This window comes from Humidesulfovibrio sp. (genome assembly GCF_030689645.1).
Taxonomy (GTDB): domain Bacteria; phylum Desulfobacterota; class Desulfovibrionia; order Desulfovibrionales; family Desulfovibrionaceae; genus Humidesulfovibrio.
In genome coordinates this window covers 25,772-42,087 of sequence record NZ_JAUYFU010000081.1, presented here as the reverse complement: position 1 = coordinate 42,087, position 16,316 = coordinate 25,772, and the positions used below count along the sequence as shown (strand labels likewise).

Annotated in this window: 17 protein-coding genes; 13 read left to right on the top strand and 4 right to left on the bottom strand. The window is 63.1% G+C overall.

Annotation, left to right across the window (positions count from 1 at the left end; translation table 11 throughout):
* Positions 1-1,245: 1,245 nt before the first annotated feature.
* Genes Q8O35_RS11420 through Q8O35_RS11405 form a run of 4 tightly spaced genes read left to right on the top strand, consistent with a single transcriptional unit; the run spans position 1,246 to position 5,089 of the window.
* Entirely contained in the window at positions 1,246-2,388 is a 1,143-nt protein-coding gene (locus Q8O35_RS11420) for an ABC transporter permease (RefSeq protein WP_305573379.1), read from the top strand.
* A gap of 24 nt (positions 2,389-2,412) precedes the next feature.
* Complete coding sequence (locus tag Q8O35_RS11415) at positions 2,413-3,306, top strand: ABC transporter ATP-binding protein (protein ID WP_305573377.1); 894 nt, start codon at positions 2,413-2,415, stop codon at positions 3,304-3,306.
* The gene (locus tag Q8O35_RS11410; RefSeq protein ID WP_305573374.1) at positions 3,303-4,451 is read left to right on the top strand and encodes an MlaD family protein; all 1,149 of its coding nucleotides are present in this window, start codon (positions 3,303-3,305) and stop codon (positions 4,449-4,451) included. The genes Q8O35_RS11415 and Q8O35_RS11410 overlap by 4 nt, the downstream gene beginning before the upstream one ends.
* A gap of 11 nt (positions 4,452-4,462) precedes the next feature.
* Positions 4,463-5,089, top strand: a complete 627-nt coding sequence (locus Q8O35_RS11405; protein ID WP_305573372.1) for an ABC-type transport auxiliary lipoprotein family protein — start codon at positions 4,463-4,465, stop codon at positions 5,087-5,089.
* 3 nt (positions 5,090-5,092) lie between these two features.
* On the opposite strand, the gene Q8O35_RS11400 is transcribed toward Q8O35_RS11405, so the two are convergent.
* Both Q8O35_RS11400 and Q8O35_RS11395 read right to left on the bottom strand, forming a co-directional pair.
* A complete protein-coding gene (locus Q8O35_RS11400; protein WP_305573370.1) occupies positions 5,093-5,272 on the bottom strand; it encodes a hypothetical protein in 180 nt (59 codons plus the stop codon).
* Positions 5,273-5,296: 24 nt separating this feature from the next.
* Positions 5,297-5,938, bottom strand: a complete 642-nt coding sequence (locus tag Q8O35_RS11395; protein ID WP_305573368.1) for a LysE family translocator — start codon at positions 5,936-5,938, stop codon at positions 5,297-5,299.
* Between the two features lie 190 nt (positions 5,939-6,128).
* On the opposite strand from Q8O35_RS11395, the gene Q8O35_RS11390 reads away from it, so the two are divergent.
* Positions 6,129-7,511 (top strand): PLP-dependent aminotransferase family protein, encoded by a 1,383-nt coding sequence (locus Q8O35_RS11390; RefSeq protein WP_305573366.1) that lies wholly within the window; start codon positions 6,129-6,131, stop codon positions 7,509-7,511.
* 3 nt (positions 7,512-7,514) lie between these two features.
* Here the strand turns inward: Q8O35_RS11390 and Q8O35_RS11385 are convergent, their stop codons facing one another.
* Complete coding sequence (locus tag Q8O35_RS11385) at positions 7,515-8,192, bottom strand: DUF2064 domain-containing protein (RefSeq protein WP_305573364.1); 678 nt, start codon at positions 8,190-8,192, stop codon at positions 7,515-7,517.
* A gap of 213 nt (positions 8,193-8,405) precedes the next feature.
* Between Q8O35_RS11385 and Q8O35_RS11380 the strand changes: the two genes are divergently transcribed.
* The 6 genes from Q8O35_RS11380 to Q8O35_RS11355 all read left to right on the top strand — a co-directional run bounded on the left by Q8O35_RS11380 (position 8,406) and on the right by Q8O35_RS11355 (position 13,582).
* Positions 8,406-8,873, top strand: coding sequence for a pyridoxamine 5'-phosphate oxidase family protein (locus Q8O35_RS11380; RefSeq protein WP_305573362.1), 468 nt, complete (start codon positions 8,406-8,408; stop codon positions 8,871-8,873).
* Between the two features lie 11 nt (positions 8,874-8,884).
* Positions 8,885-9,469 carry a GDSL-type esterase/lipase family protein gene (locus tag Q8O35_RS11375; RefSeq protein ID WP_305573361.1) on the top strand — a complete coding sequence of 195 codons (585 nt, stop codon included), beginning with the start codon at positions 8,885-8,887 and terminating at the stop codon, positions 9,467-9,469.
* A 119-nt stretch (positions 9,470-9,588) separates the two neighbouring features.
* A complete protein-coding gene (gene glgB / locus Q8O35_RS11370) occupies positions 9,589-11,493 on the top strand; it encodes a 1,4-alpha-glucan branching protein GlgB (protein ID WP_305573360.1) in 1,905 nt (634 codons plus the stop codon).
* Complete coding sequence (gene pdxA / locus Q8O35_RS11365; RefSeq protein WP_305573359.1) at positions 11,490-12,545, top strand: 4-hydroxythreonine-4-phosphate dehydrogenase PdxA; 1,056 nt, start codon at positions 11,490-11,492, stop codon at positions 12,543-12,545. The genes glgB and pdxA overlap by 4 nt, the downstream gene beginning before the upstream one ends.
* A gap of 87 nt (positions 12,546-12,632) precedes the next feature.
* Complete coding sequence (locus Q8O35_RS11360; protein ID WP_305573357.1) at positions 12,633-13,082, top strand: bacteriohemerythrin; 450 nt, start codon at positions 12,633-12,635, stop codon at positions 13,080-13,082.
* 11 nt (positions 13,083-13,093) lie between these two features.
* A complete protein-coding gene (locus Q8O35_RS11355; protein ID WP_305573355.1) occupies positions 13,094-13,582 on the top strand; it encodes a hypothetical protein in 489 nt (162 codons plus the stop codon).
* Positions 13,583-13,597: 15 nt separating this feature from the next.
* Here Q8O35_RS11355 and rfbA read toward each other — a convergent pair whose 3' ends face one another.
* Positions 13,598-14,464: a glucose-1-phosphate thymidylyltransferase RfbA gene (gene rfbA / locus Q8O35_RS11350; RefSeq protein ID WP_305573353.1), complete on the bottom strand. Its 867-nt coding sequence runs from the start codon at positions 14,462-14,464 to the stop codon at positions 13,598-13,600.
* 158 nt (positions 14,465-14,622) lie between these two features.
* Here rfbA and Q8O35_RS11345 point away from each other — a divergent pair, with 158 nt between their 5' ends.
* Complete coding sequence (locus tag Q8O35_RS11345; RefSeq protein ID WP_305573351.1) at positions 14,623-15,378, top strand: DUF1614 domain-containing protein; 756 nt, start codon at positions 14,623-14,625, stop codon at positions 15,376-15,378.
* A 15-nt stretch (positions 15,379-15,393) separates the two neighbouring features.
* The gene (locus tag Q8O35_RS11340) at positions 15,394-16,218 is read left to right on the top strand and encodes a molybdenum cofactor biosynthesis protein B (RefSeq protein ID WP_305573349.1); all 825 of its coding nucleotides are present in this window, start codon (positions 15,394-15,396) and stop codon (positions 16,216-16,218) included.
* Positions 16,219-16,316: the final 98 nt, after the last annotated feature.

Below are 16,316 nucleotides of genomic sequence, written 5' to 3'. Positions count from 1 at the left end.
TTCGAGAATAAAATTCTGTTTTCGACGAAATGTCAAGGGGGTTGTGCGGCGATTGGGGGAAGTAGGCATCAATAATGCCGGGTTTGGACGGGACGGGGAGGGCGCTATCGCGTGGAAGATTGGCGGATCTGGAGGGCGTGGCGAGTACGGTTCACGCAAAAGAAGAAGCCTCCTCCATCAGAGACGCAGCAAGTGCGCCGAGAGCTGATGGGGAGGCCTCTTTGCCCGTAGGCAGTGGTGGCGTTGGGGCCATGCCTGCTTCAGGGCGCGGCCAAGAGAGTTGCGCTGGTGTTCTTGGACTCAAAAAGAGTCGACGCGCTGGAGGACATGTCTGACAATCTAAAGCAGGGCGAACCTGCGTCTGTCAGGGTTCTTCGTGCGCGCCGAACGATCTCTTCGTAAAGTCTACGAGCTATATTGTCAAGACTGTATGGGGCGGAGGGCGTCGGTTGGGGGCGGATAATAATGCAGCGCCATAAATTGAAAGCGCCCTGCCCGCCATACCGAGCCAGAAGGCTTGGCGAGACCGGCGGGTCAAGGCACTTTGCTAAATCGTTTACGTCTGGTGCTGTCCGGCGTCAAGCACGCGGCAGGGAGCCGGTGCTCAACGAAGATTCGCCCCCGGCGCTTCTGCCTGCTCCGCCTCTGCGGCCAGTGCACCCCTTGTTCGCGGAGGGGGGCAGCGCTTGTGTGGTGAAGCTGACAGCGAAGGAAAGGTCGCCGGGAGCTGTAGATCTGGATGAGTTTCGGCTCTATGATTTGAAGTCTGAAAAGGAAATGCCCACCGGTACCTCCACGCACCCCCCGGACGTGAGTCCGGCTTCTTCGTGGCCAGCAGTGAGCATTTCTGAAAATATATAAAAATAGATGCTGGAGGGGGTCAACGACCACAAGGTGGATTTTAGAGTTTGCTTGAGGGAAAAGCTGCGGCGGGCGAACTTGTCTCCCTTGAAAAAAGAAAACTGCCGCGATCCTTGAGGACATGTCCGGGCCATAATTGCCCGGGGTGCTCAAGGCGCGACAGCGTTCTGGTGTAAAGCTATACACTGAAGGCGATGTTGTCAAGCCTGTATATGATGACGGCGAGAAGACGCTGAACCAGGACCCCGCGCCGGGCGAGTCCGCCTATTCCGACCGCGCCGCCAAGCAGGCCGGGCCGCGAGCCGGGGTGCAGTTTCTGGACGATGGCAGGGCCATCAGGCGGCCTTTGCCTTTCCCCCTGCTTTGCGGTAGCAGTGGCATATCATGCGCGATTCCTCAAAGCCTCCGCAGATCGAGGGCCTCACGCTCCGGCAGGAGGGCCCCGGCGAACTCGTGGTGCGCCTCGCTGGCGACCTGAACGCCGCTGTGGTTGCCCGCCTGTGGGAACCCGCCCTTGCCCGCGTCCGCGCCGGGGGGCTAACCTCTCTGCGTCTTGAGCTCGACGGCGCCGGATACGTCGACGGCGCGGGACTCGCCCTGCTGGTGAAGCTTCACACCGAGGGCCAGGCCGCAGGGATCAAGGTCGACATGCTGGGCCTGCCTCCCCGTTACCGGCACCTGCTTGATCTGGCCATGCGCGCGGAAGCGCCCGATGCCGAGACGGCTCCGGCGCAGCGCAGCCCAAAGGGGTTCTTGGACGGCGAGTTCGGCTTCATCCTCCGCGATCTGCGCGAGCTTGTGTGTTTCGTGGGTGAAAGCGCAGGCGTGCTCTACGGCTCCTTCCGCCACCCACGCGGGGTGCGCTGGAAGGACGTGATACACCAAGCCACCGCCGTAGGGGTGGAGAGCCTGCCCATCCTGCTCCTGATCGGCTTCCTCATGGGGCTCATTATGAGTTTTCAGTCGGTCATCACCTTACAGCGCTTCGGTGGCGAAATTTACGTACCCAACATGCTGGGCCTGGTCATGTTTCGCGAGATGGGCCCCCTGGTCACGGCCATCCTGCTTGCGGCGCGCTCCGGCTCCGCCTTTGCGGCGGAGATCGGCACCATGCACGTCAACGAGGAATTGGACGCCCTGACCACCATGGGAATCAGTCCAGTTCGCTTTCTCGTGGGCCCGCGCATCCTGGCCTCTTTGGTTGTGGTTCCGGTCATGACCCTGTTCTTCAATTTCGCCAGCTTGGTGGGCGGGGCGCTGGTGATGCTCTCCATAGGCTTTCCGCTGGTGACGTTCACCTCGCGCGTTTTCGCCAACGTCAAGGCCACGGATCTGACGGGCAGCCTCATCAAGATCCTGGTGTTCAGCCTGCTGGTGGCCGGGGTGAGCTGCCTCAAGGGGCTGCGCACCGGGGGCGGGGCCAGCGCCGTTGGCCGCTCCACCACCGGGGCCGTGGTCAGCGGGCTTATCCTCATCACCGTGGCGGACGGCCTGTTCGCCGTGCTGTTCTATTATTTCAAGTTCTGATAAAGGCCATGTCGGGAACAACAGATGCAAGCCAGCGAACCCGCCACCCCGGAAACCACCGCCCCCGCGCCCGCAGAGAGCAGCGCCGCCGCGCGCCAGCCCATCATCAGCGTGCGCGGTCTTACCTGCGGCTACGGGCGGTTGACGGTATTGAAGGACGTGTCCTTTGACGTGGGCCGCGGCGAGGTCTTTGTGGTCATCGGGGGCTCCGGCTGCGGCAAAAGCACGCTGCTCAAGCACATGATCGGCCTGCTGCCGCCTTTTTCCGGCAGCGTCGTGCTGAATGGCCGCGACATCGTGGCTGCGGACAACGACGAGCGCCTGACCATCCTCAAGGGCATCGGCGTCATGTACCAGATGGGCGCGTTGTTCGGCTCCATGACGGTGCTTCAGAACGTGGGCCTGCCCCTTGAGGAGTATACCGATCTGCCGGAGGAGGCCATCGAGGCCGTCAGCCGGGTGAAGCTGGCCCTGGTGGGGCTGGAGAGGTTCGGCAACGTCATGCCTTCCGAGCTTTCCGGCGGCATGGTCAAGCGTGCGGCCATTGCGCGCGCCATGGCGCTGGACCCGGCCATCCTGTTCCTGGACGAGCCTTCCGCAGGGCTTGATCCCGTGACCAGCGCCGAACTCGACAGCGTGGTGCGCAGCCTGGCCGAGAGCCTGGGCATCACCTTTGTCATCGTTTCTCACGAGCTGCCGAGCATCCTGTCCATCGCTGACAGGGTGATCCTGCTCGATGCGCACGCCAAGGGCATTGTGGCCCAGGGCGATCCGCGCAGTCTGAACCAATGCAGCACCGACCCCCGGGTGCGGCGCTTCTTCGACCGCGAGGCCCGCGTGCCTGATCCTCCCGCTGACGGGCAGCAGCATCCCTCACCCTTGATTTCGCCACCTCAATCGGCGGAGGCCTGTTCATGATCCGCGGCAGCGACTACTTCAAGCTTGGGCTCTTTGTCATCGGCGGTGTGGTGCTGCTTTTCGTGGTGCTTTTCGCCCTGGGCGCGGGCAAGTTCTTTCAGCGCACCTATCAGATGGAAACCTACATCAACGAGTCCGTCAACGGGCTTGAGGTGGGCTCCGCGGTGAAATTCCGCGGGGTGCGCGTGGGCAGCGTGTCCGAGATAAGCTTTGTGGCCGGGAAGTACGGGCAGAAGGCGGCGGGGTATCGCTACGTTTATGTGCTGTGCACCCTGGACAAGGACATCTTCGGCACCATGGGGGACAAGTCCTCGCGGGAGCAGGCGGTTGAAGAGGTCTCCCACGGCCTGCGCGCCCGCACCATCTCGCAGGGGCTTACGGGCCAGCTTTTCCTGGGGCTCGATTACGTGGACCCGGACCGCAACCCGCCCTTGCCCATTGAATGGGAGCCCGTGAGGATTTATGTGCCTTCCGCCTCCAGCACCCTCTCCAAGGTGGAGCAGGCGGTGCTCGATATCAGCAACACCCTTTCCGGCATGGACAAGGCCGAGTTGCCGGAGGCGGTGAAGAGCTTCCGGCGCTTCGCCGACAGCGCCAGCACCTTTCTGGACAACACCAACCCCAAGGAGATGGGGGCCAAGCTTTCCGCCACACTGGACCAGACCCGCACGCTCATCGCGCGCATAAACGTTCTTCTGGCCGATCCCGCCGCAGAAACCCTCGTGCCCGAGGCGGCCAAGACCTTGGCCGGCATGCGCAAGGTCGTGGAAGGGGCAGGGCCAGACACTGTGCAGCTTGTGCGCGAATCCAAGGAGATGGTGGCAAGTCTCAAGGTCTCGGCCAAGGCTTTGGAGGCCTTTTTGGCGAATCCAGAAACCGCCCGCCAATTGGCCGAGATGCCCGGAGCGATGCAGCAGGCGCGCGAAACCGTTGGCGAACTCAAGTCTGCGGCCAAGCGCCTCAACTCGGTGTTGGGGCGGGTGGAGCAGCTTACCGCTGCGCAGCAGGCCAATGTGGAGGGCATCCTCGACAGTGCGCGCGGTCTTGTGGACAATCTGAGAGAACTCACCGGCGAGGCCAAGCGCTACCCTGCGGGCATGCTTTTCGGCCCGGCGCCGGATAAATCGCCTCTGGGCGGACAGTAGACGGAGGCTCCATGCGTGCATTTGCCGCCATTCTCGCCATGTTGCTGGTGCTGCCCCTTGCCGCGTCGTGCGTCAAGCTGGAGCGCCAGCCCGTGGAAAAGCGCTTCTATGCCCTGGAAACCGCGCGTCCGGCACCCGGCGTCGTTCCGGCTTTGGCCGCATCCCCTGCGACAATGCTGGTGCGGCGCCTGCACGTGTCGCCGCGGGCTGCGGGCCGCGAGCTGGTGTACCGCACCGCGCCCTCGGCCTGGACAGCGGATTACTACAACATGTTCTTCGTCAGCCCGGCGGACATGTTGACCCAGGATCTGCGGGCCTGGCTCGCGGCGGCTGGCGTCTGCGCCAATGTGGTCGACCCAGGCAGCCTCGCCGCGCCGGACTATATCCTTGAGGGCAACGTCACGGCCCTGCACGGCGACTTTGCCGTGAAGCCCCCGCAGGCGGTGGTGGAGATGCAGTTCCTGCTCCTCAAGTCCACGGGCGATGAGCGCAAGGTGCTGCTCACGCGGGAGTACCGCAAGAGCGCGCCTTTATCCGGCAATACCCCGCAAGAGCTTGTGCGCGCCATGCGCGAGTCTGTGGCCGCCGCCTATGCCGACCTGGAATCCGACCTGCGCACGGTTTTGCCCCGCAAGTAGCCCTCATTTCAGCTGCGCCAGAGCAAGCCCGGCCAGCACGGGCAGACACGCCCAGAGCAGGGCTTTGGCCAGGCCAGCTCGGCTGGCGCTGGGGCCGGCCAGGGACAGCTTTGCCGTGGGCGCTTTCTCTGGCCGGAGCCGGTGCGCAGCAATCCGCCAGATTTCAGAAAGCATGGGCACCATGTCCGTCTCCCCCGTCTCGCAGCCCTAAAATAGCCCATCGTTCAGGATGTCCCTGGCCATGGGGCCCATGCTGGCCACCAGCAGTACGGCCATGGACCAGTTGAAGGCCAGCAGCCTGCGGCGGTCTTGCAGGAGCCCGCGCATGACCCTGCCAAGCAGCACCCACAGTCCTACGCAGGGCATGCCTGCAACGAAAAAGACCCCCGCGACTATGAGCGGACCCATGACGGGCTGGTCGGGCGGCGCATAGGTGCTGGCCGCGGTGACGCACATCATTACAGCTTTTGGGTTTACCCACTGGAAGGCTGAGGCCTCGAAGAATGTCATGGGGCGTGCGGTTGTTGCTGGCACTGCATCAATTCCCGATTCCGCCGTGGCGGGCGGGGTCGAGTTCGCGATGCGCCAGGCCAGGTAAAGCATGTACGCCACGCCCAGGGCGCGCAGGGTTGAATAAAGACCGGGCACGGCCTCAAAGACCATGCCGACGCCCAGGCCGATAGCCAGTTGCATGAACGTGAAGCCAAGGGTCACTCCCAGCAGGTGCGGCAGCGTGCGCCGAATTCCGAAGTTGACCCCGGAAGCGAAGAGCAAGGCGTTGTTTGGGCCTGGCGTGATGGAGGTGACGATGGCGAAGAGGCAGAGTGAAGCGAGTAGTTCCGGGGTCATTGTTTCCTCCTGGGTCTGTGTCTGGTGTGGGACTGTCTGGCTTCAACCGCCGACCGTCATTGTGTATGGATACAATTTGTGATTGTTTGTATTTGTTGTGCCCGTAGTTTGCTGTTGTATCAGAGGAAGTTCTTCTTTCTTTGATTTTCTATGTTGACACGATGCTCTGGTCAATGTGATTATTGTCACCATGACAATATGGACTCCCTTCCTCCCTGAGGACCGACCCAAGTATCTGGGATTGGCTGATGCCATTGAGGCTGACTTGGCCAAGGGAAGGCTTGTGCCCGGGCAGCGTCTTCCGACGCATCGGGATCTGGCCGATGTTCTTGGCGTTACCGTTGGCACTGTGACCCGTGGCTATGCCGAGGCGGCTCGCCGCGGCAGCGTGCGTGGCGAAGTGGGGCGCGGCACCATCATCTGTCCATCGGAAAATGGGACAATCCCCTGGTGGGGCGGCGGGCAGGACTCACGTCAGAGTATCGACCTGGGGCTGGTGACAGGCATGTATGGCCTGGATCCAGATCTGGGCGCTGCACTAAGTGAGCTGGCTGCACGGCCTGACGCTCAGGATTTTCTGCGTTACCAGCCTTCGCGCGGCATGGCGCGCCACCGGGAGGCCGGGGCCCTGTGGTGCTCTCGCTTCGGCGTCGCGGCCCACCCTGAACAGGTCCTTGTGACTGCGGGTGGCCAGCACGCCTTGCTTGTGCTGCTCTCGGTCCTCTTTCGTCCCGGCGACCGTGTGGCTGCAGGCAACGTAAATTATCCTGGGCTGATGTCCGCAGCGGCGCTCCTCGGTATCAAACTTGTGCCTGTGGCTTTGGATGTTGAGGGCGTGGTGCCGGAGGCGCTGGAGGAGGCCTGTGCACGAGAGGGGGTGCGCGGACTGTACTGCATGCCCGGCGCTCATAATCCCACAACGGCCACACCCGGCGCGGCGCGTCAGGGGCGGCTGGCCGAGCTGGCGCGCTCACGCAATCTGCTGGTGATAGAAGACGCGGCGTATGCATTGACAGCTGAATCGCCCCTATTTTCGTTGGCGAATCTTGCGCCGGAGCGGACGTTCTTCATCGCCAGCGTTTCCAAAATGGTGGCGGGGGGGCTGCGGGTGGCTTTTGTGAAGAGTCCGCCAGAGCAGGTGGAGCGCCTGGGGCTGGGCATCACTGGCACCACGTGGATGGCCTCGCCTTTGTGCGCGGAGATTGCAGCTTCGTGGATTCTGAATGGCATGGCGGACGCGACCATGCGCCGCAAGCGCTCCGAGGCCGCGCGACGCAACGACGTGGCGGGCAAGGTGCTGGCAGGGCGGGATTTCTTAGGACTAAAGAACGGTTATTTCATCTGGCTTGCTTTGCCCGAACCTTGGCGGGCTTCGGATTTTGAACGTGCGGCAGGATTGCGCGGGGTGGTGGTCATTGCGGGGGATGCCTTCGCTGTGGGGCAGACTCCGGCTCCGGCCTCGGTGCGGGTGTCGCTTTCCGCTGCGCGCAGCCGTGAGGAGTTGGAGCGGGGGCTGGGCGTCCTCGCCGAACTGTTGGGCGAGGCGCCCAGGCCGGGCCGGGCCATCGTCTGACGGCTAGCTGTCCGCGCGCTCCGCAGCCAGACGCAAGGAGGGCAGCAGCGCGAAGCGCGTGTCCTTGCAGCGCTCGACAAGGGCCGGAATGCTGTCCAAGGTGCTGACGGGGCTGTAAGGAGCGAGCACCTTGACCTTGCGTTCGTAGAACAGCAGCAGGGTCTCCAGGCGTCCGAACACGTTGGGCCGTTCGTGGTCCACCATGTCCAGGGCGTCGGTGGTGTAGCCTTCGAAGTCGAAGCCCAGGGCGTAGAGTTGGTCCGGGCTGCCGCCTGTGTCTTGGGGACCGGGCACGGGGCCGAGGCAGCAGCATTTCCAACCCAGGGAGTCCAGCGCGGCCTGCACGGTGAAGCCCGGCAGGTCGGGCATTGCGTTGGAGAGCAGGATGGCCCGCTCATAGCCGCGAGCGAAAACCAGCCGGAAGGCGTTGCGCTGCTGGACCTGAAGGTTGCGGCCCAGGGCGTTGGCCAGCTTGAAGCCGTCCTTGCCAAGAATGGCGCGGGCCTGATTCTTGTCCTGGTCCGGGGTGAGGAAAACGAACACGTCCGCCTCCACATCGGCCAGGTTGCGCAGGGTGTCGCGCACCAGGGCCAGGGCCAGCGGGTCAGGGCTTTGGCCTGGGGCAAGCTGGCTCAGGACGGGCAGAGGCTGGTCGAGAAAAAGCAGAATGGCGGATTTCATGGCTTCTCCTGATTATGCGCAGGCGCACGGGCCCCACGCGATGCTGTACCCGGCCATGGTAAGCACCTGCGCCCACCCTGGCAATCCCTGAATGTCTCGATTTTCCCGCAAGATTGGCAACGGTTGAAGCCCCTTGGTAAAGAGCGTAGATTGTCGTCGGCAGCTAACCGGGCCGTTTGCAGAGCAACCAGTCCGCAACCATTTGGAGTTTTCATGCGTAAAGACGTCACCGAAGATCCCCAAGCCGTAGCCGATGTTCTGAGCCGGGCGGAATACGCCACCTTGGCCCTTTCCGATGCCGACGGCCTGTACAGCGTGCCCGTGAACTTCGCCTTTGAGGACGGCGTGCTGTATCTGCACTCCGCCAAGAAGGGCCGCAAGATCGAGTGTCTGCGCCGTGCAGTCGAGTCCGGCAGCCCTGTGGCCTTTTCCGCCGCCACGGGACTGGAGATGAAGACCGGCGAAAAGGCTTGTCAGTGGGGCTACAAGTTTCACAGCGTGCTGGGCTCGGGCAAGGCGAGCCTGCTTACGGACCCCAAGGACCAACTGGCGGCCCTGGGCGTCATCATGAAGAAATACGCCGGAAGCGACGCCTTCCCCTATGACGAGAAGCTCCTTGGCATCACCGCTGTGGTGGCCATTCGCGTGGAGCGCGCCACCGCCCGGCTCAAAAACAGCTAGGAGCGGCGTTCATGGTCATCTGTTTCATCGGCGACTCTCTCACTCAGGGCATTGGCGATCAGCAGGCCTTGGGCTGGGTGGGGCGTCTGGCGCGTGAGAGCTTCGCCAGGGACCCGGCGCGCAGCCGGAGCCTTACCGTGTGCAACCTGGGCCTGCGCAGCGATTCCTCGGTGCGCATCGCCGCGCGCTGGCGTAAGGAGACCGACCGCCGTCGCAGGCCTGGCGAGGACATGGCCTTCGTGTTCAGCTTCGGCGCGGCGGACGGCAAGTTTCATGTGCCCGGCGACCAGACCCTGCGCGTGTCGCGGGAGATTCTCAGCTGCGCCGCCAGCCTGGGGCGCACCCTGTACATCGCGCCGCCGCCAGCCTTCGAACCGGCGTGGTCCGCGCACATCCGGCAGGTGGGCCTGTCGCTTTGCGGCATCTGCGCCGAACTGGGCATCCCAACCTTCGACTTCCACCAGCCCCTGGCTGCCGCGCCAGCCTACATGGCCTCCCTTGAGGCCGACGGCATCCATCCGGACGCGGCGGGCTACGACCGCATGGCCGGGCTTTTGCGAGACTGGGAGCCGCTGGCGGAACTCATGGGGATCTGACAGGCTTCCGTGTTGCCTCGCAATGATTGTCTGCGGCTGGCAAGTAGGGTAGAAGGTTTGAGAAGGCCGGACTTCGACTTGCCGCCGCAGAGAGTCCGCCCCAACCAGGAGTCCGCAGCATGAGCCAGCACGTCACGCAGCCGATATTCATAGAGCCCTTTGACCTCTACCTCTTCGGCAAGGGCGAGCACTGGGATCTTTACCGCATCCTGGGCGCGCACCCCCACGAACAATGGGGGGAGAGGGGCTACCGCTTCGCTGTGTGGGCTCCCAACGCCCGCAAGGTCAGCCTGGTCGGCCCCTTCAACAACTGGCTGGGCAAGTCCCACCCGCTGCATCCCGTGGGCTCCTCCGGCATCTGGGCGGGTTTCGTGCCCGGCCTGCCTGATGGCGAGCTTTACAAGTATGCCGTGAAGGAGCAGGGAGGCCGTACGGTCTTCAAGACCGACCCCTTCGCCTTTTTCGCCGAGATGCGCCCTGGCAACGCAGCGCGCACCTGCCCACTTGACGGCTACGAGTGGAATGACGCCGCCTGGTTGGAAGAACGCGCCCGCTTTGATCCGCCGCTTTCGCGTCCGCAGTCCGTGTATGAGATTCACGCCGGGTCCTGGCGCATGCGCGAGGGCCGCTTCCTGTCATACCGGCAGATGGCCGACGAGCTCATCAGCTACGTCAAGGAGCTGGGCTTCACGCACATCGAGTTCATGCCCCTGGCCGAGCACCCGTTGGACGAGTCGTGGGGCTACCAGACCAGCCATTATTTCGCGCCCACCTCGCGTTTCGGCGAGCCCGACGACCTGCGTTTTCTCATCGACCGCTGCCACCAGGAAGGCATTGGGGTCATCCTTGACTGGGTGCCCGGCCATTTTCCCAAGGACGAATGGTGCCTGGGCCGGTTCGATGGCACCGCGCTCTTTGAGCACGAGGATCCACGCAAGGGCGAGCACCCGGACTGGGGCACGTACATTTTCAACTACAGCCGCCATGAGGTGAAGAACTTCCTGCTGGCCAACGCGCTTTATTGGTTCAAGGAGTTCCACATCGACGGCATCCGCATCGACGCTGTGGCCTCCATGCTCTACCTGGACTACTCGCGCGAGGCCGGGGAATGGATTCCCAACGTCTTCGGCGGCCGGGAGAACCTGGAAGCCATCGCGCTGCTGAAGGAGCTCAATACGGTGGTGCATTCGCACTATCCGGGCGCGCTGATGATCGCCGAGGAATCCACCGCCTGGCCCGGCGTCTCGCGCCCTACCTACACCGGCGGCCTGGGCTTCACCTTCAAGTGGAACATGGGCTGGATGAACGACACCTTGTCCTATTTCCACAAAGATCCCGTGTACCGGGGCTATCAGCACAACAGTCTGACCTTCTCCATGCTCTATGCCTTCACGGAGAACTTCGTACTGCCGATTTCGCATGACGAGGTTGTGCACGGCAAGGGAGCTCTTTTGTCCAAGATGCCCGGCGACCAGTGGCAGCAGTTCGCCAACCTGCGCCTGCTGCTGGCCTATCAATGGGCGCACCCGGGCAAGAAGCTGTTGTTCATGGGGTGTGAGTTCGGCCAGTGGAACGAGTGGAACTGCAAGCGGGAGCTGGACTGGATACTGCACTGCTTCCCCACGCACACGGGCATATCGCGTCTTGTGGGCGATCTGAATCACCTGCTCAAAAGCCGTCCGGCCATGCATGAGGCCGACACCAACTGGGACGGCTTCCAGTGGATGGACTTCCGCGACTGGAGCAACTCCGTCATCAGCTTTGTGCGCAAGGCGCCGGGCCGCGAGCCAGTGCTTTGGGTGTTCAACTTCACGCCCGTGGTGCGCCACGACTATGGCGTGCGCTGCCCTGGCCCTGGCTGGTGGCGCGAGGTCATGAATTCCGACGCCGAAATCTACGGCGGATCCAACGTGGGCAACGGCGGCGGGCAAGACGCCGCCCAGCACGGAAACGACTGCTTCCTGACCCTGACCCTGCCGCCCCTGGCCGCCATCGCCTTCACGCGGGGCGAGGAGGGCCAGTGAGCGCACCCTCACGTTCCACCATCCTGGCCGTGACCCTGGGCGACCCCTGCGGCCTGGGGCCGGAGCTGGTGGTCCGCACCCTGGCCGATGCGGCCCAGGGCTACGATCAGCGCGCGGAACAACTGGTGCTCATCGGACCGCTGGCTCCGCTGGTGCGCGCCCTGGAGGGCCGCCCGCGTTTTTTCGAGGTGCTGGACGCCAGCGCCAACTTGTCCGAGCAACTGGTCGCGCACGGGCCGGGAGCATATTTTGTTGAACCCAAAGGATTGGCGGGGCTGGACTACCCGCCCGGCGAGGTGGCCATATCCGGCGGGCTGGCCGCTGGCCGCAGCCTGGAGCTGGCCGTACGTCTGGCCAAGGCTGGCGTCATCCAGGGGCTCGTCACCTGCCCGCTGAACAAGGCCAGCTTGCAGGAGGCCGGGTTCCTGTTTCCCGGCCATACGGAATTTCTGGCTCAGGGCCTGGGGGTTGGAGCGGCCAACGTCACCATGCATTTGTGCGGGCCAATGCCGGCTGCGACTGCGCCTGGCGAGAAGCCGCCCCTGGTGCTGCGCGTCAGTCTTGTCACAACGCATCCGCCCCTGGCCGACGTGCCGCGTATGGTCACGCGCGAGGCCATTCTGCGGGCCATCAAACACACTGCTGCTTTCGTGACGCGCCTGGGCCTCAGCGGTCCCATCGGCGTGTGCGGCCTGAACCCTCATGCCGGGGAGAGCGGGCGCATTGGGCGCGAGGACATGGAGGTGGTGGGGCCTGCCGTGGCCGAGGCCAAGGCCGCGGGCCTGAACGTGGCCGGGCCGATTCCGGCGGATACGCTGTTCCATTTCGCCGCGCGCGGGCGCTATGCCGCCGTGGTGGCCATGTACCACGACCAGGGGCTTGCGCCGCTGAAGCTTCTGCACTTTGGGGAGGCCGTCAATGTGACCCTGGGCCTGCCCATCATCCGCACATCGCCGGACCACGGCACTGGTTATGATCTGGTGGGCACGGGCAAGGCGAAATTGACGAGCTTCGTCGCGGCGCTGGATTTGGCGCGCAGGCTGGTGGGGTAGGGTGGGCTTGCGGGGGCAGTTCGCTCTTGCCGGGCGTAATCGTTCAAGCCTGAAGCGAGAATGCCAGGAGAACTGAGAGGAGTGCAAATGAGTGAACTGATGTGGAGCAGCAAGCTTGAAACCGGTGTCCCGGAAATCGACGACCAGCACAAGAAGCTGATCGAAATAGCCAACAACGTCATCGCTGCCGTGCGGGAAAAGCTGGGCACCCTTGGCGTTGATGAGTTCGTTCAGGAACTACGCGAGTATACCATCGTTCATTTTCGCGAAGAAGAAGAGCGGATGGAGAAGCTGCGCTATCCAGAACATGGGGCTCATCACACTGAGCACGAGCGCTTGAAGCATCAGGTGAAGCTTTGGCAGCGCGAACTGTACCACCAGGAACGCGTCACCGTGGACGAGGTGCGCGAGTTTCTGCGCGGCTGGCTCATCGACCACATCCTGCAATCGGACATGGCCTTCAAGGACTGGCTGCTGGAGAACGCCACCTGCACCCTGTCGGACAAGGGGACGAAGTGCAGTAAGTCGAAGGGGTAGGGGCAGGCAAGGTGCAGGAAAAACAGTTGGTCACGATGATAACAAGTCAGCGGGCATTTCTTGAGATTGCAGAAGATGCTTTGGCCGAATCAGAAAGGTTAGGCAGTGAACAGGCAAGGCCAAAGCCTGGCGGTGAAGAGGGGCTCATCCTAATTCTTGATCCCCATCAGCAGTCGTTTAAGCAAGCGTGTATCGCGTTGATTTTTGCGTGCTGTTATCTGGAAGCGTTGCTGTACTGTGTCGGAACTCGAAAATTTCCAAACAACTGGAATGATAAAAAAGTTTATGAGAAGAAGCTAAAGCGGCTTGGTGTCGCAGACTCGGCCTTGTTAGACGAGGCAGAGAGATTACGAGGGGTTCGTAAAGAAGTTGTCCACGAAAAAGCTGTTGCTACTCCAGGTGAGAGCATGGGCGAAATATATGTGGCCCAAGTAGAAGCCAAGCGTGCCGTGGTTTTTGTGAAAACCATTCGTGACAAGTTAGACCTGTTGTTCATGTGAGTGTCGCAGTAGACCCTACCCCCGCAACACTTCCATCAAATACTGCCCATAGTCGTTCTTGAGCATCTCGCAGGCCAGCTTCTCAAGCTGTGCGGCGTCGATGTATCCCATGCGGTAGGCGATCTCCTCCACGCAGGCGATGCGCAGGCCCTGGTTCTCCTGCACCATGCGCACAAAGTTGGCCGCGCGCAAAAGCGATTCATGCGTGCCCATGTCCAGCCAGGCCCAGCCGCGCCCGCACAACTCAACGGATAGGTCGCCGCGCTTCAGATAGGCGTTGTTCACGTCTGTGATTTCGAGTTCCCCGCGATGCGAGGGCTTGAGGGAGCGCGCGATGTCCACCACGTCGTTGTCGTAGAAATATAGCCCTGTCACCGCATAGCGCGACTTGGGAACGCGCGGCTTTTCCTCGATGGAGAGCACTTTCTGCTCCTCGTCGAACTCGACCACGCCGAAGCGCTCCGGGTCGCGCACGGGGTAGGCGAAGATGGTGCCGCCTTTTTGGAGCTGTGCGCAGCGCTGCAACACGCCGGAAAGGCCCTGTGCGTGGAAGATGTTGTCGCCCAGCACCAGACTTACAGGATCCTTGCCGATGAAGTCCGCGCCGAGGATGAAGGCCTGGGCCAGGCCGTCCGGGCTGGGCTGCGCCACGTAGCTGAAGTTGAGGCCCAGGCTCGACCCGTCGCCCAGCATGTCGGCGAAGCGGGGCAGGTCGGACGGGGTGGAGATGACCAATATGTCGCGGATGCCCGCCAGCATGAGCGTTGACAGCGGATAGTAGATCATCGGCTTGTCGTACACGGGCAAAAGCTGTTTGCTTATGACGCGGGTGAGGGGGTGCAGCCGTGTGCCCGAACCGCCAGCCAGAATGATGCCCTTCATGATCGCTCCGCAATGGTTGAATGGCCGCGCGCGGTTTACATCGCGGGCCGGGGTTGCTAGTCTCCGCAGCTGGATACCCTGTTTGGCCCGCCCCTGGCAACTGCAAGCCGGGCGCGAGGCCAGCGCAAGGCCCCGCACGAAATCATCAAGGAGCATGCATGTTCTTCAAGGCCGCACCGCCGCTCTTTCTGCTGGCCCTCGTGGTCATTGTTTTTCTGGGCCTGTTCATCGCCCTGCCGGTGAGCCTGGTGGCCTCGGCCTTCGGCAAGCTGGGCCTCACTGGCGCGCAGGGGCTGGCGCTGTTTCTGCTCACCCTTGTAGGCAGCCGCTGGAACCTTCCGCTTTACCGCACCACGCGCCTTGTGCGCGGCGAACCAGCCCCGGCCAGCCGAATTTTCGGTTTTTCCGGTCAAATGGGCCGCCTGCGTTTTGGCCAGAATCCCTTCGGCCAGCAGCAGGACGACGGCTTGCTGCTCTCGGAGCAGACCATCGCCGTGAACGTGGGCGGCTGCATCGTGCCTTGTCTGCTCTCGGCCTGGTTTTTGTGGCAGATGCAGGCCTCCGGCGTCCTCGGCGCCTGGGTGATTCTTTGCGTGCTGATTCCGGCCCTGGCGTGCTACCTGCTGGCCCGGCCCATGCCCGGCATCGGAATCGGCGTGCCCGTGCTGCTGCCGCCGGCTGTGGCGGCCATGACGGCGATTCTGCTGGCTCCAGAGCTGGCCGGGCACGAGTCCTTGGCGCCGCGCGCGGCCTACATGGCCGGAACGCTCGGCACGCTCATCGGCGCGGATCTGGCGCACCTGCTGAACCGGCGCACCCTGGCCGTGCTCGATGCGCCGCTGTTGTCCATCGGCGGGGCAGGCACCTTTGACGGCATATTCCTGGCGGGCATCATCGCCGTTCTTCTGGCCTAATTTATTGGAGGCGCCATGAGCCAATCGTCCACGGACATCACTTTGCGCTTTCAAAGGCACTCTGGGCTGGTTACCGGTCAGACTGCAGGGCAGCGTTTTCTGCTCTTCGCAGGCGCGTTGCCGGCTGGCATGCCAGCGGACATGCCCTTCGCGCAGTGCGAGGCCTTGCCCGGGCTTCGCGCCGGGCACCTGCTGCGCGGCGAGCAGGAGGAACACCGGGTGCTTGAGCGATTCTGGTGGCCGGGCATCGACACCCAGCCCTCGGCCCCGTGCTGGCTCGTGGAGACCCTTGTGCCCGCGCCTTCCGGCCTGGATGAGGCGCGCAGCCTCGCGCTTTCGCGCACCGGTTTCGCGCTGGCCTGGATAACCCTGAGCGACAAGGGGGCGGCTGGTTTGCGCGCCGATGCTTCCGGCCCGCTCATCGAGGAGCTGGCCCGCGCCGAGATGCCGCTCTGTCTTGCCCGCGGTTTCGTGCTGCCGGACGAGGAGCGCCAGATCGCGGCGCTTATGACCCAACTGGCGCTCGTGGACGGTTTTGACTTCATCTGCACCACGGGCGGAACGGGCGTGGCGCCGCGTGATGTTACGCCTGAGGCGACCTTGCGCGTCATTGAGAAGCGCATGGCCGGCTTCGAGCGGGCCATGACCCTGGCCAGCCTGGCCAAAACTTCCCGTGGGGCCGTGTCGCGTGCTGTCTGCGGCACACTTGGCGGCGCGCTGATCCTGAATCTTCCTGGCAGTCCCAAGGCCGTGCGCGAGTGTCTGGGCGCAGTGCTTCCGGCAGTGGCGCACACCATTGAAAAGCTTCAGGGGGATTCTGCCGATTGCGCATCGGCATAAACGATGCCGGGCTGTTTAATGAGAGTATTGATCCTTGCATCCAGTTAATCTGTTTAGTACTAATGTTCGATTGAAAGTTACCGATAGATAAGTACGGC